This window comes from Micromonospora avicenniae, from assembly GCF_900156065.1.
GTDB lineage: Bacteria > Actinomycetota > Actinomycetes > Mycobacteriales > Micromonosporaceae > Micromonospora > Micromonospora avicenniae.
Genome location: NZ_FTNF01000002.1, coordinates 114,428 through 133,057 on the forward strand (window position 1 = coordinate 114,428; position 18,630 = coordinate 133,057).

An 18,630-nucleotide genomic window follows, 5' to 3' on the forward strand; every position below is an offset into this window, starting at 1 on the left:
TCGGCCCGCTTGCTGCTCAGCACGCCCCGAACGTCATGACCCGACCGATGCCGGTTCTCGGCCCGCAGCGCGGCCTTTCATCACGTGCTCAAGCAGAGTAATCAGAACGTCCTTGCTCGAGTCCCGCTCCCTGGCGTCACACAGCATCACGGGCACCTCTGGGTCTAGGTTGAGCGCCAGCTTCACTTCGTCGATGCTGTACCTGCGCGCACCGTCGAAGCAGTTGACCGCCACCACGAACGGCAATCCGTGCTGCTCAAAGTAGTCGACAGAGGGAAAGCAGTCGGCCAAGCGGCGTGTGTCGGCGAGAACAACAGCGCCGAGGGCACCGAGGGCCAGCTCGTCCCAGACAAACCAGAACCGGTCTTGTCCAGGTGTACCGAAGAGATACAACACGAGGTCGTCGCCGAAGCTGATTCGACCGAAGTCCATAGCGACCGTGGTCGTTGACTTTGACTCCACCCCGGAGATGTCGTCGACCCCCACTCCCTGCTCGGACAGGAGCTCCTCCGTCCGCAGCGGCTTGGTCTCGCTAACGGCACCGACGAGGGTGGTTTTGCCGACGCCGAAGCCGCCGGCGACGAGGATTTTGACGGCAGTGGGTAGGACGGCGGCCCGGGCCTCGTCCCCGTCAGAGCGCTCGTAGTCCATTGATCAGTGCCTCAAATACGCGGTTGTCGGGAAGGTTGGTGTGTTGCGCGGGCTCGGTGACTCGCACGAGCTGCCGAGCGAGCAGGTCGTCAAGCAGGACACGAACCGTGCCTAGAGGCAGGCCGAGGTGCGCGGCTACCTCGGCCATCGCCAGAGGGCGTTCCTGACAGAGTCCGACGATCCTGATGTGCTCTGGTCCGATGCCGACCTCGGCCGGTGGCGCCACCCGGGTGGCGGCCACCAGCGAGATCACGTTGAAGCGGTTCTTCGCGATGGCGCGGCCCCGGGTCATCGCGTACGGCCGCACCACGGGTCCCGCGTCGTCGTCCACCCACCGCGGCTCTGCATCCGACGTTGTCATCGCGGCTCCTAGCTGCGTGCCGACGTCTGAGGAGTTCGAGACGGCGACGCGAGATACTTGCCCGCGCGGTCGACAAGCGTGGTCATCTCGTAGGCGACAAGCCCGAGGTCGGCGTCCACCGCCGCCAGAACCGCGAGGCAGGCCCCGTAACCGGCGGCGGTGACCAGCAGGAAGGACTTCTCCAGCTCGATGATGGTCTGCTGGACAGCGCCACCGCCGAATCGTGTTCCGGCGCCCTTGGCAAGGCTGTGGATGCCTGACGCGATGGCAGCCAGGTGTTCACCGTCGTCGCGGTTCAAATCAGCTGACGCGGCGATGAGCAGCCCGTCGACGGAGAGAACGATGGCGTGCTCGGCCTGCTTCACCCGACCCACCAGGTCGTCCAGCAAGAAGGCAAGATCGCTGCTGGATCTGTGCTGTTGCTGTACCACTTCGAGTTCCTCTTTCTACCGTTCGGTCTCGGTCGCTGCCGAGCCATCGGTGTCCCGTGGGTCCGTGTCCTTGTCGTCGCCGAGTCGGCGCTCCGTCTCCGCACGACCGCGCTGGGTGCCCTTTTGGTAGGAGCTCATCATCATGCGGACGCGGTCGGGGTTTCGCGCCGGCTCATCCTCATCCGTGCTTTCCGCCGCTGGGCGTTTGTTGTCGCGCAACTGCGGTGCCAGGCTGGTCTGTCGCACGCGGACCGGTAGCCCACTCGGCGTCTGGGATTCCTGCGCTGAAGGCGCCGCCGGTGGTGCCGACCGCGCGGGAAGCACGGAGGGGCTGCCGGTCGTCGCATCCGGCGTTCGCTGGCTCGGCACCTTATGCACGACGGGGGAACCGAGCTTGGGTGTCGGAGATGTCAGCGCAGAGATCGGGGCGTCGACGAGCCCCTCCGGGCGGCTGGGCGCGGTGAGCGCAGGTTGCCGCTCGGCCGGTTTGCCACTAGCCGTCTCGCCCTCGATGCCTCCCGCGCCTACGCCGGGGGCTGTGGCGTTGGTGACCAGCCCCATCGGGATGAGTACCACAGCGGTCGTGCCGCCATACGGGGAGGTCTTGAGGTGCACAACGCACTTGTGCCTATCCGCCAGCCGACTGACCACGAACAGGCCAAGTTTGTTGGCGTTGGACAGCGAGAACTCCTGGTGCTGCGCGATCTGCTCGTTGGCCGCTTTGAGCTCTGCGGCGTCCATGCCCAGCCCGCGGTCTTCGATCTCAACGGCGAAGCCCCGCGCGACGAGCTGGCCGCGGACCTGCACCTCGGTGTGAGGAGGCGAGAACGACAAAGCGTTCTCGATCAGCTCAGCGAGCAGGTGGATGATGTCACCGACCGCACGGCCGGCGAGGCCGACCGATTCGATCGGCATGACGCTGACCCGCTGGTAGTCCTCGACCTCCTGCACAGCGCCACGGACGACGTCGACCATCGGCACGTCGCGACGCCAGGCACGGGCGGGAGCCGCGCCCGACAGCACTACCAGGTTTTCGGCGTTGCGGCGCATACGAACGGCGAGGTGGTCCACGCGGAACAGGTCCTCAAGCTCTTCGGAGTCTTGCTCGCGGCGCTCCATCTCGTCGAGGAGCGAAACCTGCCGGTGAACGAGGCTCTGGGTACGCCGGGCAAGGCTTAGGAAGACATCGCGGACCCCTTGGCGCAACTGCGCCTGCATCACTGCGGTGGCGATCGCCGTCTCCTGGACCCGGTTGAACGCCTCGCCCACCTTGCCGATTTCATCGTCACCGAAGTCGAGTGGCGGCGCTTCGGCCGCGACGTCGACCTTCTCGCCGCGCCCGAGGCGCTCAACCACGCCCGGCAGTCGCTCGTCGGCTAGCTTGTGGGCTGCGGCGCTCAGACGCTGCAGCTGCGCGACCAGCGCGCGGGCGGTGGTAACGGAGACCACGATCGACGCGATGACAGCAAGCAGACCAAGACCGGCTGCGAGCAGCAGCCGAACGATGACCCACACCGCGACCGGGGCAGCCCGGTCAACGACCGCGTCGCCGGCGGACAGCACCATGTCTTGCAGCTCGGACAGAGCGGACTGAGAGGCATCGTTCCACTCCTGTGCCGAGACGGCTGGCTTGGACCTGGTGCGCTCGCTCTGAAGAATACGGTCTTCGATTTCGCGGAGTTTGGTGAACGACGGACCCGCGATCACCTGATCGAACTGGGTGCGCTCGGAGGGACGGAGCTGGTCCGAAGCCCGACCGGCCAGGAACCGCTGCGCGGCGACGAGCTGAGTGAATTCGACGTTTTCGGCGGGGGTGGTGCGCCCCGCGGCGAGAGCACCGGTGAGCAGTGCGTCCTCCTGGGACATTAGCTCGCGAATCCGGTAGAGCTCGATGAGGTTGCGGGTGTCCGCCTCGATGTCCGGGTCGTCGAGGCCGCCCACGACGTCGTAGAGCTGGAACATGGAGTCGACGACTTGGGTGTAAGCCTTCGCGGCTGCCGCGCGATCGAGGTCACGGCTGTCAATTGACTCGCGGGTGGCAGGCAGGGTGTTCAGCGCCGCAATCGCCGCGTCGACGGTGCGTTCGGCTTCGGCCCCAGCCATCAGGTCGGCTAGCCAGCTCTGGGCAGACTCTCTGAACTCTGCCGCGGCAGCGTCGACCCTCTGCCGGCTCGCGGCCAACTCATCCTTGCCGGCTGAGCTGGACGAACCCAGCTGCGCCGTAGACAGCCGCCGTTCGACTTGCAACTCGAGCAGCAGGGGTTCGCTTGGCGCGACGATTTTGCTGTCGACTGTTTGGACTCCCAGCAGGTTGACCCCGTCCCGGAGCGTCACCCATGCCGCGAACGACCAGAGAGCGACCAGTGACACCAGGAGAGCGACAACCTTGGTGCGCAGATTGGTACCGCGAGACCGCATTAGACCGTCCCATGCCGGACATCATTCGCTTGTCGGCGATGTTTGCCGTACAAGCCTTCGAGTGTGCAGACCGGGGCACGCTAGCAGGAATCTGACTCATCACTCAAGGTCGCCTTGAACATCGACGGTACGTATCGAGAATCCGCAGTTGAGCGATGTGCGGGCATCGGCAATGCTCGTTACATCCTGCTGCCCGACAGATACTCCTGCCCATGAGCCGTAGAGACACGCTCGGCTACGTGCCGTGCTGCGAGGACAGCTGCGCGAACGATCATGGTGGGGCGGTAGAGGTCCTTGTCGTGCCATAGCGCTGGCCCATCTTCCTCGCTGTGCTCCTCGAGGTACGCGCGGCCGCGCAGGAGAGCGGTGCCCGCGCCGGGCAGGTTCCGGCCGGCGGCCACAAGCACCTGTATCGCGTACGCGGTTTCCTCCACGGTGCCGCCCCACCGGCCCCAGGAGCCGTCTACCCGTTGCGACGCGGCGACCCAACGCGCCGCCCGGACGAGAGCGCTGGCAGCCGATGGCTCGGCGGCATCAGCTACCGCGAGGGTGCAACACATAGTGGCGTAGTACGGAGAGGCGTGCCATCGGTCCTGCCAGCTACCGTCCGCCTGCTGACGGGCTTGCAGCGCGTCGACCAGGCGGCGGACGGCGACCGGGTAGCGCGTGGACGTGTTGGGCCGGGCAGCCACGTGCTGGGTGAGGGCATCCAGGACGTGCGCGTTGGTGGTCAGTGAAAACCCATCCTCCCCCGGCCATGTGCAGAAGCCTTGCGGCGTCTCGTACCGCCACAGGCACTCGGTGTCGCCCGGAGCGCCGAGGGCAGTGAGGGCATACAAGGTCACAGAGGTTGTGTCTGCGTCCGCCGGCAGCCCGGGCCCGGTCGGAATGCCGTCCACCGTGAGATCCGCTGTGAGGCTGCGGATGAGATCCGGCGATGCCGGAACCCTTAGTCCGGCCCGCTTCAGGCTGCTGACGACCCAGGAGCGCTCGAACGCCGTGATCGGTGTGGCACACGGCGCTAGGCTGCCGTGTCGCTTGACGACGGACTCCAGGTACGCGCGGGACGCGGGATGGTTCGCCGCGCCGCTAGGCCCTCCGAGCCACGCCGCGGTCGCCGCCGCCGATGCGCCAACGATGCCGTGCGGCGGCGGTTCGACGCCGCGGGCCTGCCGGGCGAGGTCACCGACGACCTCCAGAGCGTGCAGTAGCTTTTGCGGCACGCTGCCGCCACTGGCTATCAGCCTGCGGACCGCCGCGAGTCTCCGTCCGTCCATTCCGATCGGCAGGTTGAGAAGCGCGCCGGCGTGCCAGTGTTTCAGCTCGGTGATCGCCTCTGGCCGGGAGAGATGCGCGTTGATTGACTCGACCAGCGCCGGCACGATGAGTTCAATCGCGGGCGTGTCGGGGATGGCGCGTACGGCAGGAAGCCACTTAGCGAGCGCCTGCAAGCCGCGATCCGCTGCGGCGAGCAAATCCTCCTGTGGTGACGTCCGCGCGACGGCGAGCAGAGCCTCGGTAGCGCTCAAGGTGGGAACGAGGGCGTATTCCCCGCGAGGGCCCCATCCGCCGTCTGGACGCTGACTGCTCAGCAGGAAGTTCACCCGATCGACATGCCCAGTCAGCCAGGGCGCCAGGCTGACAAGTCGAGCGGTCTCGTACACAGACGGGGACACCTGACCGGCGGGCTCGCTTGCCATCGCGGCGAGCAGACGCTCGATGGCGCCGGCACGCTGAGTCGGCAGAACGGCTGATGTGGTCGTTCCCGCTGCTTGGTTAGCGCTCAAAGCTGCCCCAGAAGTCGGTGCCGTGGTAGAAGCCCGTGGTGAAGCCGATCTCGCGGGCCAGGTAGTGGGCCTGTTGGGGGCAGAGTGCCTCCACGCTGCTGTCCAGGAGGTCCCGGCACTGGCTGATGCGGTCGGCCACCCGCCGCTGGATGTCGTCCCGGTCGACGCCGAGCATGAGCCCGTTGAGGTCGCCGGACTTCAGGTCCCGCTCGTAGCTGGCCAGGTCGTTGACCAGCCGAAGCACCTGCTGCACCTCCCTGCTCGCCGCTATCAGCTCGGGGAGGTGGTCCAGCGTGTCCTCGTCACCCGTCGCGATCCAGTGAGACACGTTGACAAAGGTCGCGCCGTAGTTGTCGGCGTTGGCGAGGTACTCCGCGAAGGTGGGCAACTGCGTCTCGTCGGTCGCCCGGGCGGCCCGCCACCGCCACTCGCGCGCGTCGGCGGTGAGAACCCTGCGGACTTCCTCACGCCAGAGCGGCTGCACCGCGCCGAACGACGCGGTGGTGGCCAGCTCGTCGCGGATCTCGGCGAGGAACTGGCCAAGCTCGTCTTCTTCTGCGGGAGCATCACCGTCGGCGACGCTGAGGCAAGCGGAGACGGTCGCCTCAACCTCGTCGACAGTGGCTGCGACGTTGTCGATCCGCCAGTCCTCGGCGGTGATCCACAGCGAGGCGCGGTTGGCGACCCGGAGTTGCTCGGCCGTGCACCACGGAGCGATGAACGCCGTGCTCAGCGCCAGGGCACTGAGCATGGCATCGTCGACCGGCGGGTTGGGGAACAACTTCGGGTATGCCGCTACCCGCTTCTGCAGGTCGCGTTGACCGCGGGCGGCGAGTGAGCAGATGCGTCCCTGCTCGGTGGCGACCGTGAGCCCGTCGCGGACGGCGTACGGAGGCACGATGGTGTGCTCCTATCGGGTGACGGATCGTTTGAGAGGAATCAAGGTCATCTCTACCCTGCGCGCTGGGCGCAGCGAGGCGGCGACCCGGGCCCCGGGCATGGTGGAGTCGGTGAGCCTGAACCGGTACCGGCTGAGCAGCGTGCTGACGATCAGCACGGCCTCCAGGTTGAACAGGTGCTCGCCGAGGCAACGGTGCATCCCAGCCCCGAATGGGTAGTGGGCATAGCGGTGCTGGCCGTCGGCAGCGGCGCGGCCGGGCGCGAACCGTTCGGGGTCGAACTCCGTTGCCGTCGGCCCCCACCAGGCGGACATGCGCTGGGTCGCGTACGGCGAAAGGATAATCGTCGCGCCCTTGTCGATGCGCACTCCGCCGAGCACATCGTCGGCGGCCGCGCGGCGAGGCACGATCCAGCCCGCCGGGTACAGCCGGAGGAGTTCCTCCAGGACCATCTTGGTGTAGGTCAGCTCGGACAGATGGTCGGCGTTGACCGGCCCGGGTCCGACCACGCGCTCGATCTCGTCGACCAGCCTGTCGGCGATGTGGGGGTGGTTGGCGAGCACTGGCCACAGCCAGGTCAGCACCACGTAGCTGGTCTCGGTGGTCACGGCGACCATCGACACCAGGTCGTCACGCATCTGCTTCTCGCTCAGTGGCTGGCCGTCGGGGGTCCGGGCTTGTGCGAGCGTGGACAGCACGTCGTCGCCGTCATTCGGTTCGCGTACGGCCTCGCGGAGCACCGGTAACAGGATGTTGTCGATGCCCTGCACTGCGGCGCGGAAGCGCCGGTCTCCGGGCATCGGAACCCACCACGGCATGAACGGTGCCAGCAGTCGCGGAGCCATCGCGGTGACGATGGTCTCCTGGGCGGCTATGATCCGTAGCCCGTCCTGAACCGAGATGCGGTCGGCGAAGAAGACTCTCATGATGGCGCTGCAGACGATTCGCGACAGCTCACGTCCGACGTCGACCGGCTGCCCGGCGGCCGCGGGGGCGTCGAGTTCGTCGACCGCCGTGGCGATCGCATCGGCCATGGTCTCGACCAGGCGGTTGATGCGGGCGGGCCGGAACAGCGGCGCGAGGATGCGGCGGCTCGCCGCCCACGTCTCGCCCTCGGCGAGGATGCCATCGCCGACGAGCTGCCGGACGGAGCGCCAGAGCGCGGTGTCGTCGCCTCGCGGGTAGATAGCCGCCTTCTCTTGCAGGACCTCCTGCACGTGGGCAGGGTTGGTGACCAGGTAGGGGCGTGAGACGCCGAGCGAGACACGCACGACGTCCCCGCCGGACTGGTTGCCGACGTCGACGAGAGCGCCGTGAGCGTCACGGACGACCGACGGTAGGGCCCGCCAAGCGGGGATCACCTTGGCGCGGGCTCCTGGCAGTGATCTAGACATGCGAATTCTCCACAATGCCCCTTCCCCACCGGCGGCGGAGCCTAATTGATCCGCGGCTCAGGATCTAAGCGGCGTTAAGTGTCCTCTCTGCACCTACCGTCATGCAATGTGTGATCGGCTTCGCTTTCAGTGTGGGCGGTTTCCACCCCTTCCTGTCGCTCGCGGGGCGAGGCGTCCTTGCTGGTCGGCGCCGGATCAGCAGGCCTCCGGCTGTTCCTCGCATGCAAGGGACACGTGGACGATGGACCGTCGAACGTGGTGCGTGACGTGAGTGGCAGTCCTGTCCGGGTGGCTCACGGCACCGTGGCAGCATGCGTGGCGTGCGGCCCTCCAATGACGACCGAGCGGTTGCCGCAGCGTGCGCCGTTAGAGGTGGCCGGCAACGTGTGCCGTGTGTTTCGCGGTGCCAGGCGAGGCGTGCCGCATGGTGTTGTCGGAGCCGGGCCAGAAAGCTGGGGCTCGGTGGCCGAACGCCGAAGGTGCACCGGCGGCGACGGGCAGCAGCCAGTGACGCGGCACGTCGCCAGTCGCATGCGCCGGGCGGAGCGCCCGAGGATGGCACGCAACCGGCGGACGATCCCCTGCCTGCGGGGGGAGCAGCCGGCTGGCCGGGTAGGTCAACGGGCCGGGGCTGGGGCGGGCTGACGGGCAGCGGTCAGCGACGTCGCGAGGCGGCGGCCACCCCGCGAGCGGCAACCGCGACGGGTCATGATCAGGCCCTACAGGCAGGTCGGACGACCGGATCGGCGGGGTAACCTGCGCGGCCCCAGGCGCCCTGTGCCAGGCTCATGGACATGGACGACAAGAACATCCTGAACCGGATCTCCGAGCTGGTCGACGAGGAGCACCAGCTGCGCGCGGCCGCGCAGGCCCACGAGAAGGGCACCGACGAGGAGGCGCAGAACCGGCTGCGCGAGCTGGAGGAGTCGCTCGACCAGTGCTGGGACCTGCTGCGCCGGCGTCGCGCCGCCCGGGCCACCCACGGCGACCCGGACGCCGAGGGCGTACGACCCAAGCCCGAGGTCGAGCGCTACCTCCAGTGACCCTGAGGGGTGGGCCGGGCGGCTTCGCCGCCACGGTGCCGGACCCGGGAGATGCCCGGTCGCGCCGGACCCGTGGCGCGGCCGCCCGGCCCACCCGCTTCAGCGGATACCCGCCTCCCGCAGCAGTTCCCCCGTCAGCACGCTCGGGTCGGCCAGCTCGGCCGGCAGTCCCCGCGCCGCGAACCAATTGCCCACCACCCGGACGTCCCGGGCCAGAAACTCGGGCCCCTGCGGGTTGCCCACCAGGTCGACCACCTGCGGTAGGTCGATCATGACCAGCCGGTCGCGGTGCACCAGGAGGTTGTACGGCGACAGGTCGCCGTGCGCGTACCCGGCGCGGGCCAGCACCACCAGCGCGTCGACCAGTTGGTTCCAGAGGTCGCGCAGACCGGCCCGGTCCGGCCGGAGCTGGGCCAACCGGGGTGCGGCCTGCCCGCCTTCCGGGTCACCGAGAAACTCGAGCATCAGCTCGGTGCCACGCAACTGCACCGGGTAGGGCACGGCGATCGTGCCGTGCTCGGCACCGATCTCCCAGAGCCGGGCGAGCGCGGCGAACTCGGCCGCCGCCCATTGCCCGGCGATCAACTGCCGCCCGAAGGCGGTCCGCCCGGCCATCGCCCGGTTCTCCCGGGATCGGCGCACCCGCCGCCCCTCCAGGTAGCCGGCGTCCCGGTGGAACAGCCGGTGCTCGGCGTCCCGGTAGCGCTTGGCGGCCAGCAGGCAGGCCCGGTCGGTGCCGGGCACCGCCCGGCGGACGAGGTGGACGTCCGCCTCCTTGCCGGTCTTGAGCACACCGAGGTCGGTGTCCTTCGCGGCCAGCTCGGTGACGAGCCAGGCGGGATGCGGCTCCGGGCCGTGCACGGCGTCGTCCCAGGACGACCAGCGTTGGCCGGTCTCCGGGTCGGACTCGTCGTCCGGGTCACCGTCGGCCGGCTCGGTTCGCCGGCCGTGCTTCAGGAACTGTGGTTCGTCATCGTCGAAGCGGCGTCGGCCGCGGGCCCGGCGCTCCGGCGCCGGGAAGTCGTACTCGCGCACTGCGGTGCTTGTCCCTTGTTCGAGGTTGATGGAGGCCGGTGGGAACGACCTGCGAAGACGGCCATGACCGACCTCCCCTCCTCGACCGGGCGCACGCCCGGGTGCACGATGCGTGGACCATGCTCATCCCCGGTCCGGCACCGGTCAACCGAAATACGGCCGTCCGCCCGGCGAGCGGAGTCGGCCGGTCGATCGCGGTGCGGGCTCCGAACGGCCGCGTGCCGAGCGGGCACGCCAGGTGGCTGGCAGCGACCTTCAGCCGGCCAGCACGGCGGCGACCGCCGCGATCAACCCGTCCGCCGTACGGGTCGGCCGGAACCTGCCGTCCGACCAGGTACGTCCCCGGTGCAGCCAGACGCTGGGCAGGCCGGCCGACGTCGCCCCGCCGATGTCCGCCTCCGGGCTGTCGCCGACCATCCACGCACCCCGCAGCGGCATCCGTACGCGCTGGGCGGCGAGCGCGAAGATCCGGGGATTGGGCTTGCTGACGCCCGCCTCCTCGGAGATCACCCAGTCCGCGACGTACCGGTCCAGCCCGGTCCTACGAATCTTGCCCTCCTGCTGCCGGACGGCGCCGTTGGTGACCACCACGGGCACCCAACCGGCGTCGTCCGCGATCCGCAGCGCGCAGGCGATCAGTGGATCCAGTCGGGTGTGCGCGACCAACCCGTCGTGCAACTCCTCGACGAGGTCGATCGAGGGGACGCGCAGGTCGTACCGGTCCCGGATCGCGTCGGCCACGTCCCAGCGGTCGGTCAGCCCGTCGGCGTCGATGGAGAGCAACCATTCGATGTCGGTCTCAGGCGCCCCGATGCCGTCCAGGAAGCGTTGCCCCCAGGCGCGGAACGGCCCGGCCCGGTCGAGCAGGGTGTTGTCCAGATCCAGGAGGAGCAATGGCACTCGGGCACCCTACGGGAATGAGCGCATCCAGCGACAGATCCGTTACGTTAACTCCTCATCCCAGCAACGAGAGCCGGGTGGGGCCCTGATCGGGCAGCCGGTCGAGGAGCATCGAGTGCGCGGCCCGGGTGGCCGCCAGCTGAGCCGGATCCAGCGTCACGACCAGCACCTCCTCGCCGGTGTCCGCGCCTCGGGCCAACGTGCGTCCCTCGGGGTCGTGGACGGCGGCCCCGCCGTTGAACCGCCACGGGTCCGTGCCCCCGACCGAGTTGGCGAAGACCACGTACATGGTGTTGTCCAACGCGCGGGCCGCGTAGTAGAGGTCGCGGCGGTGCTCGGAGCCGACCACATAGCCGCTGGGGCAGAGGTAGCCGTGCGCGCCGTCGGCAGCGGCGGCCCGGCCGTGCTCCGGGAAGCAGCCGTCGTAGCAGATGCCCAGCCCGAGCCGCCAGCCGTCGACGAGCAGGGTGGCCCCTCGCGTGCCGGGCACGAACAGCTCCCGTTCGTCACCCCAGAGCTGCTGCTTGTCGTAACCGGCCCGAACGTTTCCGCGACGGTCGACGACCAGTGAGGAAATGGTCCGCCGGCCGTCGGGGTGGCGCACCGCGGCGCCGATCACCACGCTGATGCCGCCGGCCACCGCCGCGGCGCTCAACGGCGCCAGTCGCGGGTCGTCGACGGTGCGGTCGCCGGCGGCCACCACGTCGGTCCCGGCCGGATCGGCGGCGAGGGTCGGTGGGTGGTAGGCGGTGAGGAAGAGTTCCGGCAGGACGGCGATCCGGGCGCCCGCGTCGGCGGCCCGGGCGACGAGGCGGGCGGCGGCGGCCGCGTTGCCGGCGACGTCTCCAGGGACCGGCTCGGCCTGGACGGCGGCGACGGTCAGTGGGGCTGAGGGCAGGGTGGCGGGGGGCGGCGTCACGGAGGTGATGCTAGACCCGCGGCCCGACGGCCATGATCCCGCAATCCCAAGCCGTACGTACGGTTTGCATGACGCCCGGCCACCTGCGACCATCGACGCGTGCCCAGAGTAAGCCAGGACCAGCTCGACGCGCGCCGCCAGGAGATCCTCGCCGCTTCTCGGGCGTGTTTCGCGCGGCACGGCTACGAGGGCGCCACGGTGCGCCGCCTCGAGGAGGCGACCGGGCTCTCCCGGGGAGCCATCTTCCACCATTTCCGCGACAAGGATTCGCTCTTCCTCGCCGTCGCCGAGGACGACGCGGCGGCCATGGTCGAGACGGTGGCCCGCAACGGTCTGGTCCAGGTGATGCGGGACCTGTTGGCGGGAGCCATGTCGCCGGACACCACCGGCTGGTTGGGCACCCAGCTCGAGGTGTCCCGCCGGCTGCGTACCGACCCGGCGTTCGCCCGCCGCTGGGCCGAACGGTCCGCCGCCATCGCCGAGGCGACCCGCGAGCGACTCGCCCGCCAGCGGGACGCCGGCGTGCTGCGCGAGGACGTCCCGATCGACGTGCTGGCCCAGTTCCTCGAGCTCGCCTACGACGGTCTCGTGCTGCACCTGGCGATGGGACGCCCCGCCGGCGACCTCGGCCCGGTGCTCGACCTGGTCGAGGAGGCGGTCCGCCGGCGTTGAAACCGGTGGCCGCGCCCGCCCGTACGGGGTCGTGGCGTTGGCGAAGTTGCTCCACAATGGGTCCGCCGACCCTTCGGTGACAGGAGCAACCGATGGCCGATCTCGACTTCGCCGCTTCGGGCGACACGTGGGGCATCTCCGGTCCGGCCTTCCTCCGGTTCTACCTCGCCGCGGCTGCCCTGCTGGTGGCCGTCGCAGTGGTCCACCGGATCCGGCTCGTCAGCGGCGGACGGGACGGTGGCCGCGATCCGCTGGACCCCCAACAGGCCGCGTACCTCAACGGCGGCGACACGCTCGCCGTGCACGCCGCGCTCGGCGGACTGCGCGCCCACGGCGCGATCGACGTCGGCCGCAACCATCAGCTGAAGGCCACCGGCCCGCTGCCCGCCGGGTCGACGCCACTGGCGCAGGCGATCCACCACGCGGCCGGGCAGCGTGCCCGGGTCCGTGAGCTGCGCCGGGACCAGTGGGTGGACCGGGCGCTCACCGACCTGCGCGAGGGTCTCGAGCGGCGCGAGCTGCTCCTGTCGCCGGCACACCGCCTCGCGGCCCGGCGCGCCTCGCTGGCCCTGCTAACCCTGATCGCGATCGGCGGGGTGCGGACGTTCCTCGGGCTCGCCAACAGCAAGCCCGTCGGCTACCTGACGCTCAGCCTGGTGGCACTCGTCGTGGTCTCGCTGTTCCTGAGCCGGGTTCCTCGGGTGACCCGGGCGGGCCGGCAGGCCCTGCACGACATGCGCCGTCAGCACGCCCACCTCGCACCATCCGCCGCCCCGTCGTACCCGACGTACGGTGCGGTCGGCGTGTCCACGGGCGTGGCGCTCTTCGGCGCCGCCTCGCTCTGGGCGCTCGACCCGGGCTTCGCCGAACAGGCCGAGATCCCGCGCCAGGCCATCTCCAGCGGAGGGGTCGGTTCGTCGGGTGGTGACGGCAGCTCCGGCGGCGACGGCGGCTCGTGCGGCGGCGGCTCCTGCGGCGGCGGTGGCTGTGGCGGGGGCTGCGGTGGAGGCTGTGGCGGGTGAGCAGGCCGATCGGCCTCGGCATCGGCTGGCGGCCCGAGATCGCCGGTTTCGTCGCCGAACTACCCGGGCTGCGCTTCGTCGAGGTGGTGGCGGAGTCGCTGGCACCCTCCGATCCGCTGCCCTCGGGGCTCACCGCGCTACGTGAGCGGGGCGTGACAGTCGTACCGCACGGGGTGCGGCTCTCCCTCGGCGGCGCGGAGCCGGTCGACCCCACCCGGGTCGAACACCTCGCCGCGGTCGCCGAACTGGTGAACGCGCCGCTGGTAAGTGAGCACATCGCCTTCGTCCGGGCCGGCGGGTTGGAGGCCGGACACCTCCTGCCCCTGCCGCGCACCCGGGCGGCCGTCGACGCGGTCTGCACGAACGTCGCCCGCGCCCGGGAGCGGTTGCCGGTGCCGATCGCGCTGGAACCGATCGCTGCGCTCTTCGACTGGCCCGACGACGAGCTGGACGAGGCCGCCTTCCTCAGCGAGATCCTCGAACGCTCCGACGCGCTGCTGCTGCTCGACATCGCCAACGTGTACGCGAACGCGCGCAACCGTGGCACCGACCCGCTCGACCTGCTCGACCGGCTGCCGCTGGACCGGGTCGCGTACGTGCACGTGGCAGGCGGCGCCGAGCACGGTGGCTTCTACCACGACACGCACACCGATCCGGTGCCCCGGCAGGTGCTGGAGCTGGTCGGCGAGCTCTGTGCCCGGCGGCGGCCGCCGGCTCTGCTGCTGGAGCGGGACGGCGGCTACCCACCCGCGCCGGCGCTCCGCGCCGAGCTCGACGCCCTCGCGGCCGCATCGGGCTTCCCGGTGGTGACGTGACCGGCGACGCCGGGACGGACCGGGCGAACAACCTGGCCGCACGGCAGGCCGAGCTGGTCGCCGCCCTGGTCGCCGGCGCGCCGGTGCCACCCGGATTCGCGCCCGCGCCGCTGGCCGCGGCCAGGGCCGCGTTACTGCGCAAGCGCGCCGGTGGGGTGGCCCGGCACTGGCCACTGCTCGCCGCCGCCCTCGGCGCGGACTGGCCGACGACATTCGCAGCCTGGGCGGCCGACCGGCCGACCAACGGCGCGCTCCGCGACGGTTGGGACCTGGCCCGCGCCCTGCGCGACGACGGCACACTGCCCCCGCTCGGCGCGGAGGAGCTGGCCGTCCGGGAGGCCGGTGCCCGCTACGACGGGCAACGTCCGCCCCGCCCACGCCGCCTGCCGGCCATCGGCCGGGTGCGCGGCGCCGTGGCGGTCCAGCTCGCCGGCCGGGTGCGCCTCGTCCGTCCCGCGCCCCGCGTGAGCTTCGACCCCGCGGGTCGCGACCGCTGACGCCGGTACGGCAGGATCGGCAGCATGGATCTCGGACTCAGCGAACGGGTGTACGTGCTGACCGGCGCCTCCCGGGGCCTCGGCTACGCGACCGCCGAATGCCTCGTCGCCGACGGGGCGCGCGTGGTGCTCTCCGCCCGGGACGCCGACATGGTCGCCGCCGCCGCGGACCGCCTCGGCGGCCCGGAGCACGCGATCGGGGTGCCGGGCGACCTGGGTGACCCGACGTTGCCGGAACGCCTGGTCGCGGCGGCCAAGGAGCACTTCGGGCGGCTCGACGGCGCACTGATCTCGGTCGGCGGGCCGCCGCCCGGCAGCGCCACCTCGGTCACCGACGAGCAGTGGCGCGCCTCCTTCGAGACGATCTTCCTCGGCACGGTCCGCGCCGTACGGACGATCACCGCCGACCTCGCCGACGGCGGTGCGATAGGGCTGGTCCTGTCCAGTTCGGCCCGCAGTCCCCTACCCGGGCTCGGCATCTCCAACGGGCTCCGGCCCGGCCTGGTCGGCGCGGCCAAGGACATCGCCGACGAGTGCGGCCCGCGCGGCGTACGTGTCGTCGGTCTGCTTCCCGGCCGCATCCTCACCGACCGCAGCCGGGAGTTGCTGGCCGCAACCGGCGACCCGGACCGGGCGCTCACCGAGATCGAGGCGGCCATCCCGCTGCGCCGCATCGGCGATCCCGCCGAGTTCGGCCGCGTCGCCGCATTCGTCCTCTCCCCCGCCGCCAGCTACGTCACCGGGGTCACCATCCCCGTCGACGGCGGCTCGCTGCGCGGGCTGTGAACCCGGACCCGCCCGGCGGTCGCCGGCCCGGCCGGTCGCGTCCCGGCGCGCCCGCCCCCGGCGACCGCCGCCCCGGCTCCGGACCGCCGCTCGGCGATCGCCGTCCCGGTCCCGCCGGCCGGTACCCGCGACCGACCCGCGAGGAGCTCGCGGCGGCGGCCGACCGTACCCTCCCCGATCTCATCGCGCCCGGCCTCGACGTGCTCTTCGTCGGCATCAATCCGGGACTCTGGTCGGCCGCCGCCGGATGGCACTTCGCCCGGCCGGGCAACCGGTTCTGGCCGGCGCTCTATCGGGGCGGCTTCACCCCACGGCTGCTGCATCCGAGCGAACAGGACGAACTGCTCCGGTACGGCATCGGCATCACCAACATGGTCGACCGCGCCAGCGCCCGCGCCGATGAACTGACCGCCGCCGAGCTGGTCGCCGGCGCGGAGACGCTGCGGGAGAAGGCGGCACGGTACCGGCCACGCTGGGTGGCGGTGGTCGGCGTGACCGCCTATCGGATCGGGTTCGCCCGGCCCAAGGCGACGTTCGGCGCGCAGCCGGAGCTGCTGGCAGCCGCCCGGGTCTGGGTGCTGCCCAATCCGAGCGGGCTCAACGCACACTTCACACCCGAGAGTCTGGGCGCCGCGTTCGCCGAGCTACGCCAGGCATCGAAGAGACTCTGATCCACCCCCGTGCCCGTCCGATGCGGGCCGTCCGGGTCGCCGGACTGCGTCCAGGGCGTGTGTCATAGTCTTCGGTCGAGCCGAGGCGGAGTCCAGGCGGCGGTCCGGCAAGGCGGGTATTCGTCCGGATACCGGTGTTGTATCCGGACGAAGCGCCGACGCCGCCGGGCGTCGTCTGGGCGCGCCGCAGGCCGGCCAGGGACTGTGACACACGCCCTAGCCCCGCCGCGCGTGCCGAGCTCCGGCCCGTGGCGGTGCGTCGGCCGGGGCCGCGTTCAGTTCGCGGCGGCCGGCGGCATCGTCTCCTCGGCCACGTACGTGCCCATCGGCATGACCATCGGCTCGGGGCCGGTCGCGTCCACGTAGGGGGTGGGCGAGTCGGCGACCGCGAACTGCGTCCGGTAGAGCTCGGCGTAGAGGCCACCGACAGCGACCAGTTCGTCGTGCCGCCCCCGCTCGACGATGCGCCCGCCGTCGAGGACCAGGATCTGGTCGGCGTCCCGGACCGTGGAGAGCCGGTGCGCGATCACCAGCGCCGTACGCCCGGCCAGCGCCACCGACAACGCCCGCTGGACGGCCGCCTCGCTCTCCGAGTCGAGGTGGGCCGTCGCCTCGTCGAGGATGACGATCGACGGGGCCTTGAGCAGGAGCCGCGCGATCGCGATCCGCTGCTTCTCGCCCCCGGAGAACCGGTAGCCGCGTTCGCCGACGGTGGTCTCCAGCCCGTCGGGCAGGGACCGGACCAGGTCGGCGATCTGCGCGCCGGCCAGCGCCGCCCACAGCTCGTCGTCGGTGGCGTCCGGCTTGGCGTAGCGCAGGTTCTCCCGGATCGACTCGTGGAACAGGTGTGAGTCCTGGGTGACCACGCCGATCTCGTCGCGCAAAGACGCGAGCGTGGCGTCCCGCACGTCGACGCCGCCGACGAGCACCTGGCCGTCGGTGACGTCGTAGACCCGCGGGATGAGCATGGACAGCGTCGACTTGCCGGCGCCGGAGGGCCCGACCAGGGCGACCATCTGCCCCGGCTCGGCGGTGAACGAGACGCCACGCAGCACCGGCTCGCTGATCGTACGGTCGAGGGCGGCGACCTCCTCCAGCGAGGCGAGCGAGATGTCGGCGGCGCTCGGGTAGCGGAACCGCACGTCACGGAACTCGACCCGGCCGTTGTCCCGGGGCACCGGCAACGCCTCCGGCTTCTCCTCGATCGCCGGGCGCAGGTCGAGCACCTCGAAGACCCGGTCGAAGGAGACGAGGGCGCTCATCACGTCGACGCGGACGTTGGAGAGCGCGGTCAGCGGGCCGTACAGGCGGGTGAGCAGCAGCGCGAGCGTGACGACGGTTCCGGCGCTGACGTTGCCGTTGACGGCGAGCCACCCGCCGAGGCCGTAGGTGAGCGCCTGGGCGAGCGAGGCGACCAGCAGCATGGCCACGAAGAAGGTCCGCGAGTACATGGCGGACTGGATCCCGATGTCGCGTACGCGCTCCGCCCGGCCGGCGAACCTGCGTGCCTCGCCGTCCGGCTGGCCGAAGAGCTTCACCAGCAGCGCTCCCGCCACGTTGAACCGCTCGGTCATCGTGGCGTTCATCCTGGCGTCGAGGTTGTACGCCTCGCGGGTGATGTCGGCGAGGCGCCGGCCGACCCGGCGGGCCGGGATGATGAAGACCGGCAGCAGCACCAACGACAGCGCGGTGATCTGCCAGGAGAGCGTGAACATGACGCCGGCGGTGAGCACCAGCTGGATGACGTTGCTGACGACGCCGGAGAGCGTCGAGGTGAACGCCCGCTGCGCACCGAGCACGTCGTTGTTGAGCCGGCTGACCAGCGCACCGGTCTGGGTCCGGGTGAAGAACTGCAACGGCATGCGCTGCACGTGGTCGTAGACCCTGGTGCGCAGGTCGAGGATGATGCCCTCGCCGATGCGGGCGGAGTACCAGCGTTGGGCCAGGGAGAGCAGCGCGTCGGCGATCGCGAGGCCCCCGATGATCAGGGCGAGGCGTATCACCAGCGATCCGGCCTCGTTACCGCCCCGGTTGATCGCGTCGATGACGTCACCCGCGAGCAGCGGAGTCGCCACGCCGATCACCGCGGCGATCACCACGGTGATCAGGAAGACCACGATGTCGCGCCGGTACGGCTGGGCGAAGGCGAGGATCCGCTTCGCGGTGCCGCGCTTCAGCTGGTGCGCCGAGACCTCGTCCTGGTTGCGCATCGACCGGAGCATGCTCCAGCCGCCGCCCATGCCACCGCCGCCCATCGGGTTGGACACACTCACCTCCAGGGTCGTCGGGCCGACCACACCGCCAGGTCAATTCTCCCGACGACTCTGAC

General features: G+C 70.7%; 18 protein-coding genes. 7 read left to right on the forward strand and 11 right to left on the reverse strand.

Annotated elements, in window-relative coordinates; all coding sequences use genetic code 11:
- Positions 1-33: 33 nt before the first annotated feature.
- The 7 genes from BXA10_RS03825 to BXA10_RS03855 all read right to left on the reverse strand — a co-directional run bounded on the left by BXA10_RS03825 (position 34) and on the right by BXA10_RS03855 (position 7,905).
- On the reverse strand, positions 34-651 hold the full coding sequence (locus BXA10_RS03825) for a GTP-binding protein (RefSeq protein WP_076467592.1): 618 nt from the start codon (positions 649-651) through the stop codon (positions 34-36).
- Positions 632-1,012, reverse strand: coding sequence for a DUF742 domain-containing protein (locus BXA10_RS03830; protein ID WP_076467594.1), 381 nt, complete (start codon positions 1,010-1,012; stop codon positions 632-634). Before BXA10_RS03830 ends, BXA10_RS03825 begins: the two co-directional genes overlap by 20 nt.
- A gap of 8 nt (positions 1,013-1,020) precedes the next feature.
- Entirely contained in the window at positions 1,021-1,443 is a 423-nt protein-coding gene (locus tag BXA10_RS03835; RefSeq protein ID WP_076467596.1) for a roadblock/LC7 domain-containing protein, read from the reverse strand.
- Between the two features lie 15 nt (positions 1,444-1,458).
- The gene (locus BXA10_RS03840) at positions 1,459-3,861 is read right to left on the reverse strand and encodes a sensor histidine kinase (RefSeq protein WP_076467598.1); all 2,403 of its coding nucleotides are present in this window, start codon (positions 3,859-3,861) and stop codon (positions 1,459-1,461) included.
- A 179-nt stretch (positions 3,862-4,040) separates the two neighbouring features.
- The gene (locus tag BXA10_RS03845; RefSeq protein ID WP_139337881.1) at positions 4,041-5,561 is read right to left on the reverse strand and encodes a prenyltransferase/squalene oxidase repeat-containing protein; all 1,521 of its coding nucleotides are present in this window, start codon (positions 5,559-5,561) and stop codon (positions 4,041-4,043) included.
- 76 nt (positions 5,562-5,637) lie between these two features.
- Positions 5,638-6,549: a terpene synthase family protein gene (locus BXA10_RS03850; protein ID WP_076467602.1), complete on the reverse strand. Its 912-nt coding sequence runs from the start codon at positions 6,547-6,549 to the stop codon at positions 5,638-5,640.
- A gap of 9 nt (positions 6,550-6,558) precedes the next feature.
- A complete protein-coding gene (locus BXA10_RS03855) occupies positions 6,559-7,905 on the reverse strand; it encodes a cytochrome P450 (RefSeq protein ID WP_076468242.1) in 1,347 nt (448 codons plus the stop codon).
- A gap of 824 nt (positions 7,906-8,729) precedes the next feature.
- Here BXA10_RS03855 and BXA10_RS03860 point away from each other — a divergent pair.
- Entirely contained in the window at positions 8,730-8,984 is a 255-nt protein-coding gene (locus BXA10_RS03860) for a DUF2630 family protein (RefSeq protein ID WP_175649105.1), read from the forward strand.
- A 99-nt stretch (positions 8,985-9,083) separates the two neighbouring features.
- On the opposite strand, the gene BXA10_RS03865 is transcribed toward BXA10_RS03860, so the two are convergent.
- From BXA10_RS03865 to BXA10_RS03875, 3 genes are all read right to left on the reverse strand, one after another.
- On the reverse strand, positions 9,084-10,019 hold the full coding sequence (locus BXA10_RS03865; RefSeq protein ID WP_076467606.1) for an RIO1 family regulatory kinase/ATPase domain-containing protein: 936 nt from the start codon (positions 10,017-10,019) through the stop codon (positions 9,084-9,086).
- Positions 10,020-10,274: 255 nt separating this feature from the next.
- Positions 10,275-10,919 (reverse strand): HAD family hydrolase, encoded by a 645-nt coding sequence (locus BXA10_RS03870; protein ID WP_076467608.1) that lies wholly within the window; start codon positions 10,917-10,919, stop codon positions 10,275-10,277.
- Positions 10,920-10,974: 55 nt separating this feature from the next.
- Positions 10,975-11,838 (reverse strand): carbon-nitrogen hydrolase family protein, encoded by an 864-nt coding sequence (locus BXA10_RS03875; RefSeq protein WP_076467610.1) that lies wholly within the window; start codon positions 11,836-11,838, stop codon positions 10,975-10,977.
- Between the two features lie 99 nt (positions 11,839-11,937).
- Between BXA10_RS03875 and BXA10_RS03880 the strand changes: the two genes are divergently transcribed.
- The 6 genes from BXA10_RS03880 to mug all read left to right on the forward strand — a co-directional run bounded on the left by BXA10_RS03880 (position 11,938) and on the right by mug (position 16,301).
- Complete coding sequence (locus BXA10_RS03880; protein ID WP_076467611.1) at positions 11,938-12,510, forward strand: TetR/AcrR family transcriptional regulator; 573 nt, start codon at positions 11,938-11,940, stop codon at positions 12,508-12,510.
- Between the two features lie 92 nt (positions 12,511-12,602).
- Positions 12,603-13,532, forward strand: coding sequence for a TIGR04222 domain-containing membrane protein (locus BXA10_RS03885; protein ID WP_076467613.1), 930 nt, complete (start codon positions 12,603-12,605; stop codon positions 13,530-13,532).
- Positions 13,529-14,347 (forward strand): MbnB/TglH/ChrH family RiPP precursor modification enzyme, encoded by an 819-nt coding sequence (locus BXA10_RS03890; RefSeq protein ID WP_076468244.1) that lies wholly within the window; start codon positions 13,529-13,531, stop codon positions 14,345-14,347. The genes BXA10_RS03885 and BXA10_RS03890 overlap by 4 nt, the downstream gene beginning before the upstream one ends.
- Entirely contained in the window at positions 14,344-14,844 is a 501-nt protein-coding gene (locus tag BXA10_RS03895) for an SCO6045 C-terminal-like domain-containing protein (protein ID WP_076467616.1), read from the forward strand. Before BXA10_RS03890 ends, BXA10_RS03895 begins: the two co-directional genes overlap by 4 nt.
- Positions 14,845-14,868: 24 nt before the next feature.
- Positions 14,869-15,630: an SDR family oxidoreductase gene (locus BXA10_RS03900; RefSeq protein WP_076467618.1), complete on the forward strand. Its 762-nt coding sequence runs from the start codon at positions 14,869-14,871 to the stop codon at positions 15,628-15,630.
- Positions 15,627-16,301, forward strand: a complete 675-nt coding sequence (gene mug / locus BXA10_RS03905; protein WP_076467620.1) for a G/U mismatch-specific DNA glycosylase — start codon at positions 15,627-15,629, stop codon at positions 16,299-16,301. The genes BXA10_RS03900 and mug overlap by 4 nt, the downstream gene beginning before the upstream one ends.
- A gap of 275 nt (positions 16,302-16,576) precedes the next feature.
- On the opposite strand, the gene BXA10_RS03910 is transcribed toward mug, so the two are convergent.
- A complete protein-coding gene (locus tag BXA10_RS03910; RefSeq protein WP_076468246.1) occupies positions 16,577-18,556 on the reverse strand; it encodes an ABC transporter ATP-binding protein in 1,980 nt (659 codons plus the stop codon).
- Positions 18,557-18,630: the final 74 nt, after the last annotated feature.

Bases quoted from the DNA above. Each gene is read 5' to 3' on its own strand.
- BXA10_RS03910 (WP_076468246.1), bottom strand. From the start codon at position 18,556: ATGGGCGGCGGTGGCATGGGCGGCGGCTGGAGCATGCTCCGGTCGATG.
- BXA10_RS03825 (WP_076467592.1), bottom strand. From the start codon at position 651: ATGGACTACGAGCGCTCTGACGGGGACGAGGCCCGGGCCGCCGTCCTA.
- BXA10_RS03830 (WP_076467594.1), bottom strand. From the start codon at position 1,012: ATGACAACGTCGGATGCAGAGCCGCGGTGGGTGGACGACGACGCGGGA.
- BXA10_RS03885 (WP_076467613.1), top strand. From the start codon at position 12,603: ATGGCCGATCTCGACTTCGCCGCTTCGGGCGACACGTGGGGCATCTCC.
- BXA10_RS03860 (WP_175649105.1), top strand. From the start codon at position 8,730: ATGGACATGGACGACAAGAACATCCTGAACCGGATCTCCGAGCTGGTC.
- BXA10_RS03845 (WP_139337881.1), bottom strand. From the start codon at position 5,561: ATGGCAAGCGAGCCCGCCGGTCAGGTGTCCCCGTCTGTGTACGAGACC.
- BXA10_RS03900 (WP_076467618.1), top strand. From the start codon at position 14,869: ATGGATCTCGGACTCAGCGAACGGGTGTACGTGCTGACCGGCGCCTCC.
- BXA10_RS03840 (WP_076467598.1), bottom strand. From the start codon at position 3,861: ATGCGGTCTCGCGGTACCAATCTGCGCACCAAGGTTGTCGCTCTCCTG.